This is a genomic window from Gordonia sp. YY1, assembly GCF_009872315.1.
In the GTDB taxonomy this organism is placed as follows: domain Bacteria; phylum Actinomycetota; class Actinomycetes; order Mycobacteriales; family Mycobacteriaceae; genus Gordonia; species Gordonia amicalis.
This window is the reverse complement of the sequence record NZ_WXYI01000012.1, coordinates 97,607-112,784: the sequence shown is the minus strand read 5'-3', so window position 1 is coordinate 112,784 and position 15,178 is coordinate 97,607. Positions and strand designations below refer to the sequence as shown.

Annotated in this window: 14 protein-coding genes and 1 tRNA gene; 7 read left to right on the top strand and 8 right to left on the bottom strand. The window is 66.3% G+C overall.

Annotated elements, in window-relative coordinates; all coding sequences use genetic code 11:
* Positions 1 to 2: 2 nt before the first annotated feature.
* The 6 genes from BPODLACK_RS16175 to BPODLACK_RS16150 all read right to left on the bottom strand — a co-directional run bounded on the left by BPODLACK_RS16175 (position 3) and on the right by BPODLACK_RS16150 (position 7,284).
* Positions 3 to 776 carry an amino acid ABC transporter ATP-binding protein gene (locus BPODLACK_RS16175; protein WP_006437329.1) on the bottom strand — a complete coding sequence of 258 codons (774 nt, stop codon included), beginning with the start codon at positions 774 to 776 and terminating at the stop codon, positions 3 to 5.
* Complete coding sequence (locus BPODLACK_RS16170; RefSeq protein ID WP_024498727.1) at positions 773 to 1,753, bottom strand: amino acid ABC transporter permease; 981 nt, start codon at positions 1,751 to 1,753, stop codon at positions 773 to 775. Before BPODLACK_RS16170 ends, BPODLACK_RS16175 begins: the two co-directional genes overlap by 4 nt.
* A 1-nt stretch (position 1,754) precedes the next feature.
* Positions 1,755 to 2,693: an ABC transporter substrate-binding protein gene (locus BPODLACK_RS16165; protein ID WP_024498728.1), complete on the bottom strand. Its 939-nt coding sequence runs from the start codon at positions 2,691 to 2,693 to the stop codon at positions 1,755 to 1,757.
* 106 nt (positions 2,694 to 2,799) lie between these two features.
* Positions 2,800 to 3,888: an isocitrate/isopropylmalate dehydrogenase family protein gene (locus tag BPODLACK_RS16160; RefSeq protein WP_024498729.1), complete on the bottom strand. Its 1,089-nt coding sequence runs from the start codon at positions 3,886 to 3,888 to the stop codon at positions 2,800 to 2,802.
* Positions 3,888 to 6,635 (bottom strand): DNA polymerase I, encoded by a 2,748-nt coding sequence (polA, locus tag BPODLACK_RS16155; protein ID WP_035760413.1) that lies wholly within the window; start codon positions 6,633 to 6,635, stop codon positions 3,888 to 3,890. The genes BPODLACK_RS16160 and polA overlap by 1 nt, the downstream gene beginning before the upstream one ends.
* Before the next feature lie 79 nt (positions 6,636 to 6,714).
* The gene (locus BPODLACK_RS16150; RefSeq protein ID WP_024498730.1) at positions 6,715 to 7,284 is read right to left on the bottom strand and encodes a GNAT family N-acetyltransferase; all 570 of its coding nucleotides are present in this window, start codon (positions 7,282 to 7,284) and stop codon (positions 6,715 to 6,717) included.
* A gap of 220 nt (positions 7,285 to 7,504) precedes the next feature.
* Here BPODLACK_RS16150 and BPODLACK_RS16145 point away from each other — a divergent pair, with 220 nt between their 5' ends.
* The 4 genes from BPODLACK_RS16145 to BPODLACK_RS16130 are packed head-to-tail and all read left to right on the top strand — an operon-like array spanning position 7,505 to position 11,848.
* The gene (locus BPODLACK_RS16145) at positions 7,505 to 8,926 is read left to right on the top strand and encodes a branched-chain amino acid ABC transporter permease (protein ID WP_024498731.1); all 1,422 of its coding nucleotides are present in this window, start codon (positions 7,505 to 7,507) and stop codon (positions 8,924 to 8,926) included.
* A gap of 3 nt (positions 8,927 to 8,929) precedes the next feature.
* On the top strand, positions 8,930 to 9,919 hold the full coding sequence (locus BPODLACK_RS16140; RefSeq protein ID WP_159405683.1) for a branched-chain amino acid ABC transporter permease: 990 nt from the start codon (positions 8,930 to 8,932) through the stop codon (positions 9,917 to 9,919).
* On the top strand, positions 9,912 to 11,033 hold the full coding sequence (locus BPODLACK_RS16135) for an ABC transporter ATP-binding protein (protein ID WP_159405682.1): 1,122 nt from the start codon (positions 9,912 to 9,914) through the stop codon (positions 11,031 to 11,033). Before BPODLACK_RS16140 ends, BPODLACK_RS16135 begins: the two co-directional genes overlap by 8 nt.
* Positions 11,033 to 11,848, top strand: coding sequence for an ABC transporter ATP-binding protein (locus BPODLACK_RS16130; RefSeq protein WP_159405681.1), 816 nt, complete (start codon positions 11,033 to 11,035; stop codon positions 11,846 to 11,848). Before BPODLACK_RS16135 ends, BPODLACK_RS16130 begins: the two co-directional genes overlap by 1 nt.
* A gap of 79 nt (positions 11,849 to 11,927) precedes the next feature.
* On the opposite strand, the gene BPODLACK_RS16125 is transcribed toward BPODLACK_RS16130, so the two are convergent.
* Positions 11,928 to 13,292, bottom strand: a complete 1,365-nt coding sequence (locus BPODLACK_RS16125; protein WP_024498735.1) for an ABC transporter substrate-binding protein — start codon at positions 13,290 to 13,292, stop codon at positions 11,928 to 11,930.
* Positions 13,293 to 13,459: 167 nt separating this feature from the next.
* Positions 13,460 to 14,083 carry an ANTAR domain-containing response regulator gene (locus tag BPODLACK_RS16120; protein WP_159405680.1) on the bottom strand — a complete coding sequence of 208 codons (624 nt, stop codon included), beginning with the start codon at positions 14,081 to 14,083 and terminating at the stop codon, positions 13,460 to 13,462.
* A gap of 100 nt (positions 14,084 to 14,183) precedes the next feature.
* On the opposite strand from BPODLACK_RS16120, the gene BPODLACK_RS16115 reads away from it, so the two are divergent.
* The 3 genes from BPODLACK_RS16115 (at position 14,184) to BPODLACK_RS16105 (ending at position 14,964) form a co-directional block, all read left to right on the top strand.
* Positions 14,184 to 14,260, top strand: a tRNA-Leu gene (locus BPODLACK_RS16115).
* 12 nt (positions 14,261 to 14,272) lie between these two features.
* Positions 14,273 to 14,452 carry a hypothetical protein gene (locus tag BPODLACK_RS16110; RefSeq protein WP_159405679.1) on the top strand — a complete coding sequence of 60 codons (180 nt, stop codon included), beginning with the start codon at positions 14,273 to 14,275 and terminating at the stop codon, positions 14,450 to 14,452.
* A gap of 41 nt (positions 14,453 to 14,493) precedes the next feature.
* Positions 14,494 to 14,964, top strand: coding sequence for a hypothetical protein (locus tag BPODLACK_RS16105; protein WP_159405678.1), 471 nt, complete (start codon positions 14,494 to 14,496; stop codon positions 14,962 to 14,964).
* Positions 14,965 to 15,178 lie beyond the last annotated feature (214 nt).

The following is a 15,178-nucleotide window of genomic DNA, read 5'->3' as shown; positions in this document are numbered from 1 at the left end:
CCTCAGAGCAGCTTCGACAGGAACTCCCGCGTCCGCCCCTCCTGCGGATTGGCGAGAAGTTCGCGCGGGTCACCCTTCTCCACGACGACGCCGCCGTCCATGAAGACCAGCTGGTCGGCGACCTCGCGCGCGAACCCCATCTCGTGGGTCACGACCACCATGGTCATTCCCGACGCGGCGAGTTCGCGCATCACCTTGAGGACGTCGCCCACGAGTTCGGGGTCGAGTGCCGAGGTCGGCTCGTCGAAGAGCATGAGCTTGGGTTCCATCGCCAGGGCCCGGGCGATGGCGACGCGCTGCTGCTGACCGCCGGACAACTGCGCCGGATAGGCGTCGGCACGATCCGACAGACCGACCCGCTCGAGCAGGTACTCGGCCCGTTCGATGGCCTCGGCCCGTTGCTGCTTCTTCACCTGGATCGGCGCCTCGATGATGTTCTCGAGGGCTGTCCGGTGCGGGAAGAGATTGAAGTGCTGGAACACCATGCCGATGTCGCGGCGTTGGGCTGCAGCAGCTTTGGCGCTCATCTCGTAGAGCTTGCCGTTGCGCTCCCGGTAGCCGATGAGGTCACCGTCGACGTAGAGCCGGCCGGCGTTGACCACGTCGAGATGGTTGACGCACCGCAGGAACGTCGACTTGCCCGAGCCGGACGGACCGATCAGACACGTCACCTCGCCCCGGGCGACCTCGAGTGAGATGCCCTTGAGGACCTGGACCGATCCGAAGCTCTTGCACACCCGGTCGGCGAGGACCATCGGTGTCTCGGCGGAACTCATGCGTTCTCTCCCCCGGTCGTGCGGCCTGCTCCCGGTCCGCCCGCGACGTCGTCGGCCGCAGCCGCCTGCCCGTCGGCCATCGCCTTCAGCTGTCGTGCGGTCAGCGCGCGGGTGGCGCCCCGCGAGTAGTGGCGCTCCACGTAGTACTGGCCGACCATCAGGATGCTGGTGACGACGAGGTACCAGGTCGAGGCGACGAGCAGCAGCGGGATCGGTTCGAAGTTGACGCCGGAGATGTCACGCACCCGTCCATAGAGGTCGAGGGTCAGCGGTACCGCTGCCACGAGGCTCGTGGTCTTGAGCATGGAGATCAACTCGTTGCCGGTGGGCGGGATGATCACCCGCATGGCCTGCGGCAGCACGGTCCGGCGCATCGTCTGCGCCCACGACATGCCCAATGCGATCGACGCCTCGGACTGTCCCTCGCCGACCGACGACACGCCCGCGCGCACGATCTCGGCCATGTACGCGGCTTCGTTGAGACCGAGGCCGATGACCGCGAACAGGAATGCGGCGTTGAGGGTCTGGATGTCGAAGGACGCGAACTGGTGAACGAAGGGGATGCCGACGTCGATCTGCTTGTAGATCGCCGGGAACAGACCCCAGAAGACGAGCTGCACGTACACCGGTGTGCCGCGGAAGATCCACAGATACACCCAGGCGGTGCCGCGCAGGACAGGATTCGGCGAGAGCCGCATGATGGCGAGGGCGACACCGAGGACGATCGCGATCGTCATCGCCAGCACCGTGAGTGCGAGCGTGTACCCGACGCCGGACAGCACGCGTTCGTCGAACAGGTAGCGGCCGTAGGTGCCCCAGGCGTAGGCCTTGTTGGTGGCGGCCCCGTAGACGAACAGCGCCGCCAGCACGAGGATGATGACGGCGGCGATCCACTGCCCCGGTCGGCGAAGCGGTACCGCCTTGATCGGTTCGGGCTCGCCGGTCGTGGTGGTGGTGTCGGTCTGCGGTGAGGTCATCTCAGCTCACCGCTCCGTTGATGACGGAGACATCGATCATGCCCTCCTGCAGGCCCCAGTTGGCCGCGATCTCGTCGTACTGTCCGTTGTCCATCAGATATTGCACGGCCTTCTGCAGCGCGGGCCCCAAGCCGGAACCCTTCCGAACCGGCCATCCGTAAGGCGCCGAGTCGAACAGTTCACCGGCGGCCTTCAGCTTTCCGTTGGTGCGTTTGATCGCATAGGCGGTGACCGGCGAATCCGCCGACATCGCGTCGACCCGGCCGAGGATCAGCGCGTTGACCGCCTCGTCCTGGCTGTCGAATTTCACCTTGTCGATCGGCCGGAGACCTCTGGCCACGCATTCGGCGCTCTTGGCCGGGATCTCGTCGGTGTCCTCGTAGGTGGTGGTCTGCACCGCGACCCGCTTGCCGCACGCGTTCGACGGGTCGATGGCCTCGTCGGCGTCGGCGGCCTGTGCCCACTGCACGCCGGCGCTGTAGTAGGTCACGAAGTCGACCTGCTTCTCCCGCTCGAGCGTGTCGGTGAACGACGACATGCCCAGCTGGTACGTCCCCGCCTGCACCGACGGGATGATCGTGTCGAACTGCGATTCCTTGTACACCGGCGTCAGGCCGAGGACCTTGCCGACGGCGTTCATGAGGTCGACGTCGTATCCGATGATCCTGCCGTCCGGTCCTTTGAACTCGTTGGGCTGGTATGGCACGTTGACGCCGACGACGAGCCGACCGGTGCGAGCGATCTCCGGCGGAACCAGCGCGGCGATCGCCGGCACCTTCGCGACGTCGACGTCGATCGGGGTCACCTGGTTGGCGCGCTCGCGTTCCTCGTTGTTCACACAGCCGGTGACCACGACCGCGAGCGTCAGGAGCACGCCCAGCAGCCGGGCCACGCGTGGTCGAAGGGAACGTCGGTCGACCCGCGTCGAGGCCCGTGTCACAACACATCCCTTCGATCTCGAACGATCACCTGGTCAGACAACACACTGTAGTTGCCACCCGTCCCACCGGCTGACCACCCGGAGTTCACGCACGTCCGCGTGCGCGTCACCGGCCGGTCACCCGCCGGACCGCCTCCGCGGCGAACTCGGTGGTCGACGCCGTCCCGCCCAGGTCGGCGGTCGCGATCGCGGCCGCAAGGGTGCCGGCGACCGCCGAATCCATGCGGTCGGCAGCCGCGACGAGTCCCGGGTCGTCCGCGATGAGCCCGTAGCGCCGGAACCCCATGGCCACCGACGCGACCATGGCGACGGGATTCGCGACGCCCCGCCCGGCGATGTCCGGGGCGGCTCCGTGGGTGGCCTGCGCCATCACCTGGGTCGTCGAACAGTTCACCGAACCGGCGATCCCGAGCGAGCCGGCGAGTTCGCCCGCCAGGTCGGACAGGATGTCGCCGAAGAGGTTCTCGGTGACGATGACGTCGAAGTCGGCGGGTCGGCGGACGAGCAGCGCCGCCATGGCGTCGACGTGTTGTTCGGTGACCTCCACGTCGGGGAACTCCTTGCCGACCTCCCGGCACGCGTCGCGGAACAGGCCCGTGGTCAGGCGCAGCACGTTCGCCTTGTGCACGATGGTCAGCCGTGCCGGACGACCGGAATCAGCGCGGTCCCGTGCGGCTTCGAAGGCGACCCGCGCGATGCGCTCGCTGGCCGACCGGGTCACGAGCCCCACGGCCAGTGCGACATCCGGGGTCGGCATGAACTCACCGCTGCCCACGGTCATGTTGCGGTCGGCGTAGAGACCTTCGGAGTTCTCCCGGACGATCAACACATCGATGTCGGGCTTCGTCGCCGGCACGCCCGGAAATGCCTTGGCGGGACGGAGATTGGCGAACAGTCCGTACCTGGTGCGCAGCACCGCCCCCGGGGTGCGGCTGCGGTGCTCGACCGGGTACGACGCCGAATCGTGCGGCCCGACGATCCACAGACCGAGGTCGTCGAGGGCCGACAGCGTCGCATCGGGTACCGCGTCGTCGTGGGAGGCGATGGCGGCGGCACCGAACGGGAGTTCCTCCCAATCGATCCCGAAGCCCTCCACGGCCGCTGCCGCGTCGGCCACCGTCATCGCGGCCGGCACGACCTCGGGACCGATGCCGTCGCCGATGAGAACACCGACCCGCCTGGGCGAGGAGACCATCAGTGGGCCGCGTCGTCCCAGGACCGACCGAACCCGACCGACACCTCGAGCGGGACCGACAGCGTGATGGCGTTACCCATCTCCTCACGCACCGCGGCCTCCACCGCGTCCCGCTCACCGGGCGCCACCTCGACCACGAGTTCGTCGTGGACCTGCAGCAGCACCCGCGATGTCAGCTTCTCCGCGACGAATCGCTTGTGGACGTTGATCATCGCGACCTTGATGATGTCGGCCGCGGTGCCCTGGATGGGTGCGTTGAGCGCCATCCGCTCCGCGGACTGGCGCCGCTGCCAGTTGTCGCTGTTCAGGTCGGGCAGGTAACGCCGGCGGCCGAACAGGGTCGCGGTGTACTCGTTGCGCCGGGCCTCGGCGACCACATCGTGCAGATAGTCACGCACGCCGCCGAAGCGCGCGAAGTACGCCTCCATCTGTTCCTTGGCCTCCTCGCGGCTGATCTTCAGCTGTGCCGCGAGTCCGAAAGCGCTGAGGCCGTAGGCAAGTCCGTACGACATCGCCTTCACGCGGTGACGCATCTCGATGGTCACCTCGTCGATCGGCACCCCGAAGGCACGCGACCCGACGAAGTTGTGCAGGTCCTCGCCGGTGTTGAAGGCCTCGATCAGTCCCTCGTCCTCCGACAGGTGCGCCATGATCCGCATCTCGATCTGGCTGTAGTCGGCGGTCATCAGACTTTCGTAGTTGACCTCGGACGCCTGGTCGGTGCCGACGATGAAGCCGCGGCGGATCTCGCGTCCGGCCTCGGTGCGGACCGGGATGTTCTGCAGGTTCGGCTCGGTCGACGACAACCGGCCGGTGGCCGCGATGGTCTGGTTGAAGGTGGTGTGGATGCGACCGTCGTCCGCCACCGATTTCAGCAGACCATCGACGGTGACCTTCAGCCTCGTGGCGTCGCGATGCTCGAGAAGGTGTGCGAGGAAAGGATGTTCGGTCTTCTCGTACAGCGACTGCAGGGCGTCGGCGTCGGTGGTGTAACCGGTCTTGGTCTTCTTGGTCTTCGGCATGTCGAGCTTGTCGAAGAGCACGGTCTGCAACTGCTTGGGCGAGCCCAGGTTGATCTGTTCGCCGATGACCTCGTAGGCCGATTCCGCGGCTGCACGAATCCGGTCGTTGAACATCTGCGCGAGTGCATTGAAGTGGTCGACGTCGACGGCGATGCCGGCGGCCTCGAGGTCGGCCAGCACGAACGACAGCGGCAGCTCCATCTCGGTCAGCAGCGGCTTGGAGTCGATGCGGTCGAGCTCGATGTCGAGCGTGTCGGCGAGTTCCTGTACCGCCCGCGCCTCGAGCATGTGCTGTTCGGCGACCTTGCCCTCGGTGTCGTCGTCGAGCAGTGACATCTGGCCGTCACCCGCACCCGTGTCGGCGCGCAGTTCCCGGCGCAGATACCGCAGGGCCAGGTCGTCGAGGTTGAAGGTCCGCTGTCCGGGGCGGACGAGATATGCCGCCAGCGAGGTATCGCTGGTGACCCCGTCGAGCTTCCAGCCGCGCGAGCGCAGCGCGTGCACCGCCCACTTGGCCTCGTGAACAGCCTTCAGCGCGTCGGGATCGGCAAGCCAGTTGGCCAGTGCCGCATCGTCTTCCGGCGTCAGCGTGGTCACATCGACGTACGCCGACGAGCCGTCGGCGGCCGCGATCGCCAGACCGGTCGGGTCGGAGCCCACGACGACGTGCGGCGCGGTCACCGCGAGACCCGTGCGGCCCGTTCGGGCGTGTTCGGTGAGCCAGCTCGCGACCTCACCGGCACCGAGGACCGAACCGTCGAGGTCGAATCCGGCTTCGGCCTCGGGCTCAACGGAACTCAGGGTCGAGAACAGGCGGTCGCGCAGGACGCGGAACTCGAGGTCGTCGAAGAGCTGGTGGATGCGGTCGCGATCCCAGCCGACCATCGCGAGGTCGTCGGGGCCGGCCGGCAGTTGCATGTCGCGGATGAGTTCGGTGAGCTGACGGTTGGTCTGCACCGAGGCGAGATGAGCACGCAGGGCGTCGCCGACCTTGCCCTTCACCTCGTCGACGTGATCGACCAGCGAGGCCAGCGAACCGTATTCACGAATCCACTTCGACGCGGTCTTCTCCCCCACCCCGGGGATGCCGGGCAGGTTGTCGCTGGGGTCGCCGCGCAGTGCGGCGTAGTCCGGGTACTGCGCCGGGGTGAGACCGTACTTCTTCTCCACCTCTTCGGGGGTGAAACGCGTGAGGTCCGAGACACCCTTGCGCGGGTAGAGGACCGTGGTCGAGGCGTCGACGAGCTGGAGCGAATCGCGGTCACCGGTGACGATCAGCACCTTGAAACCCTGTTCGCGGGCCTGGGTCGCGAGGGTCGCGATGATGTCGTCGGCCTCGTAGCCCTCGATGGCCATGACCGTGACGCCCAGCGCGTCGAGAACCTCCTTGGTGAGGTCGACCTGCCCGTTGAACTCGTCGGGCGACTTGGAGCGCTGCGCCTTGTACTCCGGGTACATCTCCGAGCGGAACGTTTTCCGCGAGACGTCGAAGGCGGCCGCGATGTGGGTCGGCTCCTCGTCGCGCAGCAGGTTGATCAGCATCGAGGTGAAGCCGTAGACGGCGTTCGTGGTCTGCCCGGAGTGCGTCTTGAAGTTCTCGGCCGGGAGCGCGAAGAACGCCCGATATGCCAGGGAATGTCCGTCGAGGAGCATGAGGACCGGTTGCTTGGTCTTGACCTTGCTGCCGGTACGGGTTGCTGCCGGGGAACTCTGCGCTGGACTCACAGTCGCTGAGTCTAGTGATCCGTTCCGACACCCGGACCCCGCCCGCCGGGTGTTCGACCCGGGGGGTGACGACCAGGTGTCACATCGGGCGGTACATCGCCCAGACCTTCGGGCCGTCGAGCGGCAGTTCGAACTCCTCGGTGACCTGGAAGCCGAACCGCTCGTACAGCGGCACGTTGAGGGCATTGGAGCATTCCAGGTACGCGGGTCCGTCGATCTGCTCGAGCCGGTGCGTCAGCAGCGCCGTGCCGATGCCGGCACCTTTGACCGGGGCACCGATCTGCCCCAGATACCAGTGGGGTTCTTTGGGACGATACTTCGCGAACTCCGTCTCGAGCTTGATCCCGCGGTTGACGCGAGACCCGAGAGTACGGAAGAACTCCCACGACGACACGATCTGAGCCCACGTCGAGATCTTGTGCCCAGGAGGGTCCCAGGCGGCCGCACCGACCGGTTGCCCGTCGCGCATCGCGAGATCGAGCGTCGAACCTCGTCCGTGACTGTGGACCAGCAGCGTGCGGAACATCGCGCGGTGTCGAGACGTGTCGGGGTCCATCCACACCGTCACCGGATCGTCGGCGAAGGCCTGTGCGAGCAACGCACTCGCGAGTTCGACGTCTTTGGTCTGCGTGATGGTCACCGGCACCATCCGACCAGCGTACGGCGCGATCGTCGAGCCGACACGACATTGCGTCGATCGAACCGATCGCGTCGCGCCGCAGATGTAACTTCCGGGAAACGTCGTTGTCGTCACGTGGCGACGATGCTGCGGCTAAGTTCCCCAAGTGACCCGCCGCACAGCGACACCGGCGGGCTCATGCGCCGACCGAAGCCAACCCGCACGGGTCAACAGGGAGGTACCACCCTCGATGACAGAGCCTGACCGGCAGGCCCCACTCGTGTCCGATGACCACACCGAACGGATTCACGCGCATCGCCCCGAGTGTCGGCCCGCCTGCCAGACCCGTTCACCGTCCTCCCGCCCGCCATCCCGGCGATCACCGACACGCAGGACTTTCACCCGGCGCACCGCATCGACCATCCTGCTGTTCATTGCGGCATCGATCCTGTGCGGGCTGTTCGGGACCCCGTCGGCCGACGCCGCTCCCGACGAGGTGCGGGTCTTCGGCGTCCTGCGGAACGGCACGGAGAAGGTCGCGGGTGTGAAACTCGAGGCCAAGGACGCCGCCGGCAGCGTCGTCGGGACGGCGACCTCGTCCGCGACCGGCGCCTGGTCGGTCATGGTCCCACCCGGGAAGTACACGATCGTCGTCGACACCGGTTCTCTCCCAGACGATGTCGAGGTCCAGAAGTCCGAGTTACCGGTCGATGTCAGCGGTGGAACCGCCCGGCCGGTCATCTTCTCGTTCGGCGAGGTGCGGACCGGCACCGAGGTGTCGGCGGTCTCCGAACTCACGCGCCTGGCGATCGACGGCATCCGCTTCGGCCTCATCATCGCCATCACCGGCGTCGGGCTCAGCCTGATCTTCGGTACGACGGGCCTGACCAACTTCGCCCACGGGGAGCTGGTGACACTGGGGGCCGTCGTCGCGTGGGTGTTCAACGTGAGGGTCGGGCTGCAGCTGATACCGGCGACGATCCTCGCCGTCATCGTCGGCGTCGGCATCGGCATCCTGAACGAGCTCGGCCTCTGGAGACCGTTGCGACGACGACGAACCGGGCTGATCGCCATGCTCGTCGTGTCGATCGGTCTGGCCCTGGTGATGCGGTATCTGATCCTGATCTTCTTCTCCGACCGGGCCGAACCATTCGACGACTATCAGGCGCAGACCCAGATCGGGTCGGGTCCGTTCGCGATCACACCGGTCAATCTCGCCTGCATCATCATCTGCATCGTCGTGCTGCTCGGCGTGGCTCTGCTGTTGCAGCGCACCAGGATCGGCAAGGCGATGCGGGCCGTCGCCGACAACAAGGATCTCGCCGAGTCGTCGGGCATCGACGTCGACCGCGTCATCCTGTTCGTGTGGGCACTCGCCGGCGGGCTGGCGACGCTCGGCGGCGTGATGTTCGCGCTCTCCGAACTCGGTGGCCGCGTGCAGTGGGAGATGGGTTTCAAGCTCCTGCTGCTGATGTTCGCGGGCATCACCCTCGGCGGTCTCGGCACCGCCTACGGCGCGCTGCTCGGCTGCCTCATCGTCGGACTGCTCGTCCAGCTGTCGACGTACATCCTCAGTCCCGACCTCAAATACATCGGCGGCCTGTTGATCCTGATCATCATCCTGACCATCCGGCCCCAGGGCATTCTCGGGTCGCGAGCGAGGATCGGCTGACCCATGGACATCATCTCCGCTCTACAGATTGCGCTCGCGCAGCTCGTCGGCCCGTCGGCGATCTTCTACGCTCTGCTGGCCATCGGTCTCAACCTGCACTTCGGCTATGCCGGGCTGCTCAACTTCGGCCAGATCGCCTTCGCGCTCCTCGGCGGCTACGGCGTCGGCATCATGGCCGTCAACTACGACCAGCCACTGTGGCTGGGCGCCATCGTGGGAATCGCCGCCGCCGGCATGCTCGCGGTCGTCCTCGGCATCCCGACGCTACGTCTGCGAGCGGACTATCTGGCGATCGTGACGATCGCCGCGTCGGAGATCCTGCGACTGGTGTTCCGTTCGACGTCGGCCGACGATTTCACCCACTCCACCAACGGCATCTACGGATACGCGAGCGGTTTCTTCACGATCAGCCCGTTCGACAACGGCAAGCAGTACTCGTTCCTCGGGGTCACATTCCTCGGTGGCGACCTGTGGTCGATGGTGGTGGGCTGGATCGTCGTCGGTCTCCTCTGCCTCATGGTCTATCTCCTCGTGCGCAGCCCGTGGGGGCGTGTACTCAAGGCGGTGCGCGAAGACGAGGACGCGGCCCGTTCGCTCGGCAAGAACGCCTACTTCTTCAAGATGCAGGCGCTGATCCTCGGCGGTTGCATCGGCGGCCTCGCAGGCGTGTTCAACGCGCTTGCAACGCAATCGATCAACCCCGACTTCTACTCGACCGCCCAGACCTTCTTCGCCTACGGCGCACTGATCCTCGGCGGTGCGGCGACCGTGTTCGGACCGGTTCTCGGTGCGATGCTCTTCTGGTTCCTCCTTGCCATCCCCGACGCACTGCTGCGCCAGGCGACGGCCGGCGACGACCCCCTGCTCGACCTGTCGGCACAGCAGGTCGGCGCGATCCGCTACGTGCTGCTCGGTCTGGCGATCATTCTGATGATGGTGTTCCGGCCACAGGGACTCCTCGGCAACAAGAGGGAGGTGCAACTCGATGCCTGATGACGGTCGCCATACGGCTCACGACGACGAACCCTCGACGCCCACCGGATCGGCCGCCGGGGTCACGGTCGACGGGACAGACCCCGACATCGCCGACACCAGGGCGACGCGCCGCGACCTCAAGACGCTGTCCGCTCCCGAACGTTCGCGCCTGTTCGCCGACGTCTCACCCGAACCCGGGTCCGCCAAACCCGACCCGATCATCGTGGTGGACAACATCTCTCGCACCTTCGGGGGGATCAAGGCCGTCCAAGTGGATCACCTGGAGGTGCAGCGCGGGGCCATCACCGGTCTCATCGGCCCCAACGGCGCCGGCAAGACCACCTTCTTCAACCTGATCACCGGTTTCGACAAGCCTGATTCCGGTACCTGGTCGCTCAACGGCGAATCCCTCGGCCGGATGGTTCCGCACCAGGTCGCCCGACGGGGCATGGTCCGTACGTTCCAGCTGACGAAGGCACTGTCGAAGCTGTCGGTGCTCGACAACGTCAAACTCGGTGCGACAGAGCAGCGTGGCGAGCATTTCCTCGCCGCCCTCGCACCGTGGACGTGGCGCAAGCAGGAGGCCGAGATCACCGAGCGCGCCCACGAACTGCTGCGTCGGTTCAAGCTCGACGCCAAGGCGGGCGACTTCGCCGGGTCGCTCTCGGGTGGGCAGCGCAAGCTGCTGGAGATGGCGCGCGCGCTGATGACCGATCCGGAGATCGTGATGCTCGACGAGCCGATGGCGGGTGTGAACCCGGCTCTGACCCAGAGCCTGCTCGAACACATCAAGTCGCTGCGGGACGAGGGCGTCACAGTGGTGTTCGTCGAACACGACATGGACGTCATCCGCAACATCAGCGACTGGGTCGTGGTGATGGCCCAGGGACAGATCATCGCCGAATCCCTGCCGGATCGCCTGGGCGACAACGAGGCCGTCGTCGACGCCTATCTCGGGGGGCATCACGATCAGGCGCTGGAGTTCGACGACCGGGGGCAACCGGTCGGCGCGACCGCCGTGCTCGCGGAGAAGGTCGAGGCGGCCATCGAGGCCACTCTGGAGGTGGGCGGCGATCTGTCGGAGGTCACCGAGTTACCGCCCACCATCGCGGACGAGAAGGAGGCGCAGTGATGAGCACCGGTTCGGACGCCGGGTCGCTGACGCCGGCACAGCTCGCGGCCACGCCGGAGGAACACCGCAGGCTCGCCACGAATGCCCTGCTACGTGCCGACGACATCACCGCCGGCTACCTACCGGGCATCAACATTCTCGAGGAGTGCAACTTCTTCCTGGACGACGGCGAGATCGTGGGCATCATCGGGCCCAACGGTGCCGGCAAGTCGACACTGCTCAAGACCCTGTTCGGGCTGATCCCGGTGCGAAAGGGCTCGGTCACCCTACGGGGCGACGACATCACGTCGGCCAAGGCCCACGTCCTCGTCGACAAGGGCGTCGGGTACGTCCCGCAGACGCAGAACGTGTTCCCCGCGTTGTCGATCGAAGAAAACCTCGAGATGGGCGTCTACCTGCGTCCGAAGACCTTCGTCAAGCGGTTCGAGTTCGTCTCGGAACTGTTCCCGCTGCTGGCCGAACGCCGAAAGGTCAAGGCGGGTGCGCTGTCCGGCGGTGAACGACAGATGGTCGCGATGGGACGTGCGCTGATGATGGATCCGGCGGTGCTGCTGCTCGACGAGCCGTCGGCCGGCCTGTCCCCCATGTTCCAGGACGAGGTGTTCATCCGCTGCAAGGCGATCAACGCCACCGGCGTCTCGATCATCATGGTCGAGCAGAACGCCCGCCGCTGCCTCCAGATCTGCGACCGCGGTTACGTTCTCGACCAGGGCCGCAACGCCTACACCGACACCGGCAGCAACCTCGCGAACGACCCCAAGATCATCGAGCTCTATCTGGGCACCCTGGCGGGCAGCTCGGAGAAGAAGAAGTAGCGTCGCTCACCGGATCTCATGAGCGGACAGACGCAGGGACCCTCGGCTCGCGAGCCGAGGGTCCCTGGTTCCGTTGTGGCTACTGCGCGGCCACCGACACGTACTTGCGGGTCGGCGTCAGCAGCTTGTTGTCCCCGTCGAACTCGAGGACACCGTACGAGCCGACGCTGGGCTCACCGGCGGCGTTGAACGCCAGGTTGCCGGTCTTGCCGACGTAGGCGATCGTCTTGCCGCTCTTCAGCAGATCCAGGCAGGCCTGGTACGAGTCGCAGTCCTCGTCGCCGTTGGTGACGCCGATGATGTCGGCGGCAATGGTGCGACCGTCGGTCGACTTGGCTGCAGTCGCCGCAAGAGCACTCAGCACCGCGGCGTCGTAGCTCTCACCCGAGTAGTTGTAATCGATGAGCTCGGGATCGAGCTCCTTGAGGGCGGACTGGAACTCACCGCTGGTCTGCGTGAGCGGCGTGGTGCCCTTCATGCCCTTGAGCAGACCGGAACCGACCGATTGGCCCAGCGCGTTGCCCATGTTCCCGTCGACGCCGTACACGAGCTTGCCGTCGCTCGGCCCGATGCCGACCTCGTGCATACGGGTCAGGATCTTGGCGCTCTCCTCGAACCCGATGAGCGCGATGCCATCCGGGTTGAAGTTCTTCACCTGGTCGACCTCGGCGTTGAACGACTGGGCGTTCGGGTCGTAGATGATCTTCTGGATCTGGTCGGCGGGCACACCGGCGGCCTCCAGGTCACGAACGGTGTTGTCGGCCAGGCCTGTTCCGTACGGGTCGTTGAGCGCGAGGACTGACACGCGCTGAACGCCGTCCTCGGCCATCGTCTGCGAGAGTGCCTGTGCCTGCAGGACATCCGCGGGAGCGGTACGGAAGTACTGACCCTTGTCCTGATAGCAGGTGAACTCGTCGGAGGTGTTGGCCGGCGAGAACATGACGGCGCCCGCGTTGGCGATCTTGTCGATGACCTTCAGCGACACCGAGGACGACGCCGCACCGATGATCACCTGGGTACCGGCGGACAGTTCGCGGTCGACAGTGGCGTTGGCCGTGTCGGTGGTGGTGTCGCCGGAGTCGCCGGTGACCAGCGCAACGGGCTGATCGAGCACACCGCCGGCGGCGTTGATGTCTTTGATGGCGAGGTTGACGCCGGCGACCATGGGCGGTCCCAGAAAGGCCAGGGAGCCGGTCTCGGGGAGCAGCGTTCCGATCTTCAGCGGCGCGGTGCTCGCCGGTCCCGGGGTGGCCTTCGGCGGATTGCAGGCCAGTTTCTGGGCGAGGCCCGGTCCGGGAGGCGCGGGCGTGGACTCGACAGCTGCGCTCGCCGACCCTCCCGAGCCTTCGTCGGAACCGGAGTCAGAGCTGCTGCAGCCGGCGACGACGAGCGCTGCCGCCGCCGTCATGACCACCGCCCCGCTCGTCAGGAAACGAAAGGACATCGGTGTTCTCCTTGCGATTGGAGGTATCCCACGAAGGCGGCGCATCGACATCGACGCATCGAACCGCGCCTCGCTGGAGAAAAGCTAGCGCGATCTTGTTGCCCCTGCGTAAAGACAGTGAAACTGACTTGCGCGCAGAGGCATTGCGTCAACGGACCCTCGGTCGCTCAGTTCGCTCCGAGGGTCTCCACGACCACCTGCGCCACGGCTTTCATCGTGGTCCGACGGTCCATCGCAGCGCGCTGGATCCATTTGAACGCCTCGGGTTCCGACAGCCCCTGTTTCTGCATGAGCAGACCCTTGGCACGTTCGACGAGCTTGCGGGTCTCGAGGCGCTCGTTCATCGTCGCGACCTCACGCTCGAGCAGCTTGAGCTCGTGATAGCGGCTGACGGCGACCTCGATGGCGGGCACCAGGTCGGCCTTGGTGAACGGTTTGACCAGGTAGGCCATGGCACCGGCGTCGCGCGCCTTCTCGATGAAGTCGCGCTGACTGAAGGCGGTGAGCATGACCACCGGCGCCAGCCGCTTCTCCGCGATCTCGGTCGCCGCGTCGATGCCGTCCCGGATGGGCATCTTGATGTCCATGATCACCAGGTCGGGCCTCAGCGACTCGGTGAGCTCGACGGCGACCTGCCCGTTGGGGGCCTCGCCCACGACGTCGTAGCCCTCTTCACGGAGCATCTCGATGAGATCCATGCGGATCAACGAGTCGTCCTCGGCCACCAGAACCCGGTGTGTCTTCGTGGTCTCACCAGCTGTTGTCGTCGCACTGTCGGTCACCGTCACCATCCCCTCCTCCACGCCATAGTTGCTCCGAAAGAGTACCGGCTGCCGGCCCGGTCGGCCGATCATCTAAAGTTGGCTCCTGCACGGGGCAACCCGAGCACTGGCCCCCGTAGCCCAATTGGCAGAGGCAACGGATTCAAAACCCGTCCAGTGTGAGTTCGAGTCTCACCGGGGGCACCAGAGGCGCGCGTGGTGCGGGAGCCCCTTGATGGCGCTGACGGCTCCGACTACGGCGCCCACGGCGTCTTCGGCAACCGTGCCGCTGCCCATTCACCGCAGCGTTGGCTGGCCGAACACACCCGTCCGTGGGCCTGGGGCGTCGCCGGCGTGGCCCCGACACTCGGTAATGTCGCGATGGCGCGGCACCGCTGAACGAGCCGACCGCGTCAGAAGACCTGGACGGAGACACGCCCGTGAGCGCAACCTACCGCCGAATCGAACTGCTCCGTGGAACGTGGGGAACGGTCCTGCTGGTGGGCCCACGCGGTGTCATGCGCGCACTGGGGGTCCACGTCGACACGTCGAGCATCGTGGTCGCCCGAATCCTGGGGGCGCGGCACATCATCCAAGCTGCATCGTCCGGGGTGAATCCCAGCCCGGAGGTCCTGGCGGTGGGTGTATGGGTCGACGCCGTGCACGCCGCCACCGCGATCGGGTTGGCCGCCGCCGACACCAAACGGGCACATGCGGGATTGCTCGACGCCCTGGTCGCCGGGATATGGGCGGCATCAGGCTACCGAGACCTGGCCAGAGCCCGAGCCACGCCACAGCGCCATCAACGCGTGCGTGACCAGTGGGCCCGTGATGTGCTTTCGGTCGTCCCCGGCGGTCGAACACTTCTCGGCCGGGTCGATCAGGACCGCCATCTCGGACACGACCGATGAATAGCTCTCGGCGCGGCCCGGGTTACACCAGCGGCCCTCCGGTTGTCGATCGAACCAGGTCTCCACGTGAGCGGACGATGCTCGTGGTCGTCTACCGAGTCACCGAAGGCGGGCTCTGAAGCGGGCTGATCGATGCTTCCCGTCACTCCCCGACCAACCTCACAGCCCTCACTCAGCAAAACTACAGCGACGAACCGGATCTTGGATATCGAGG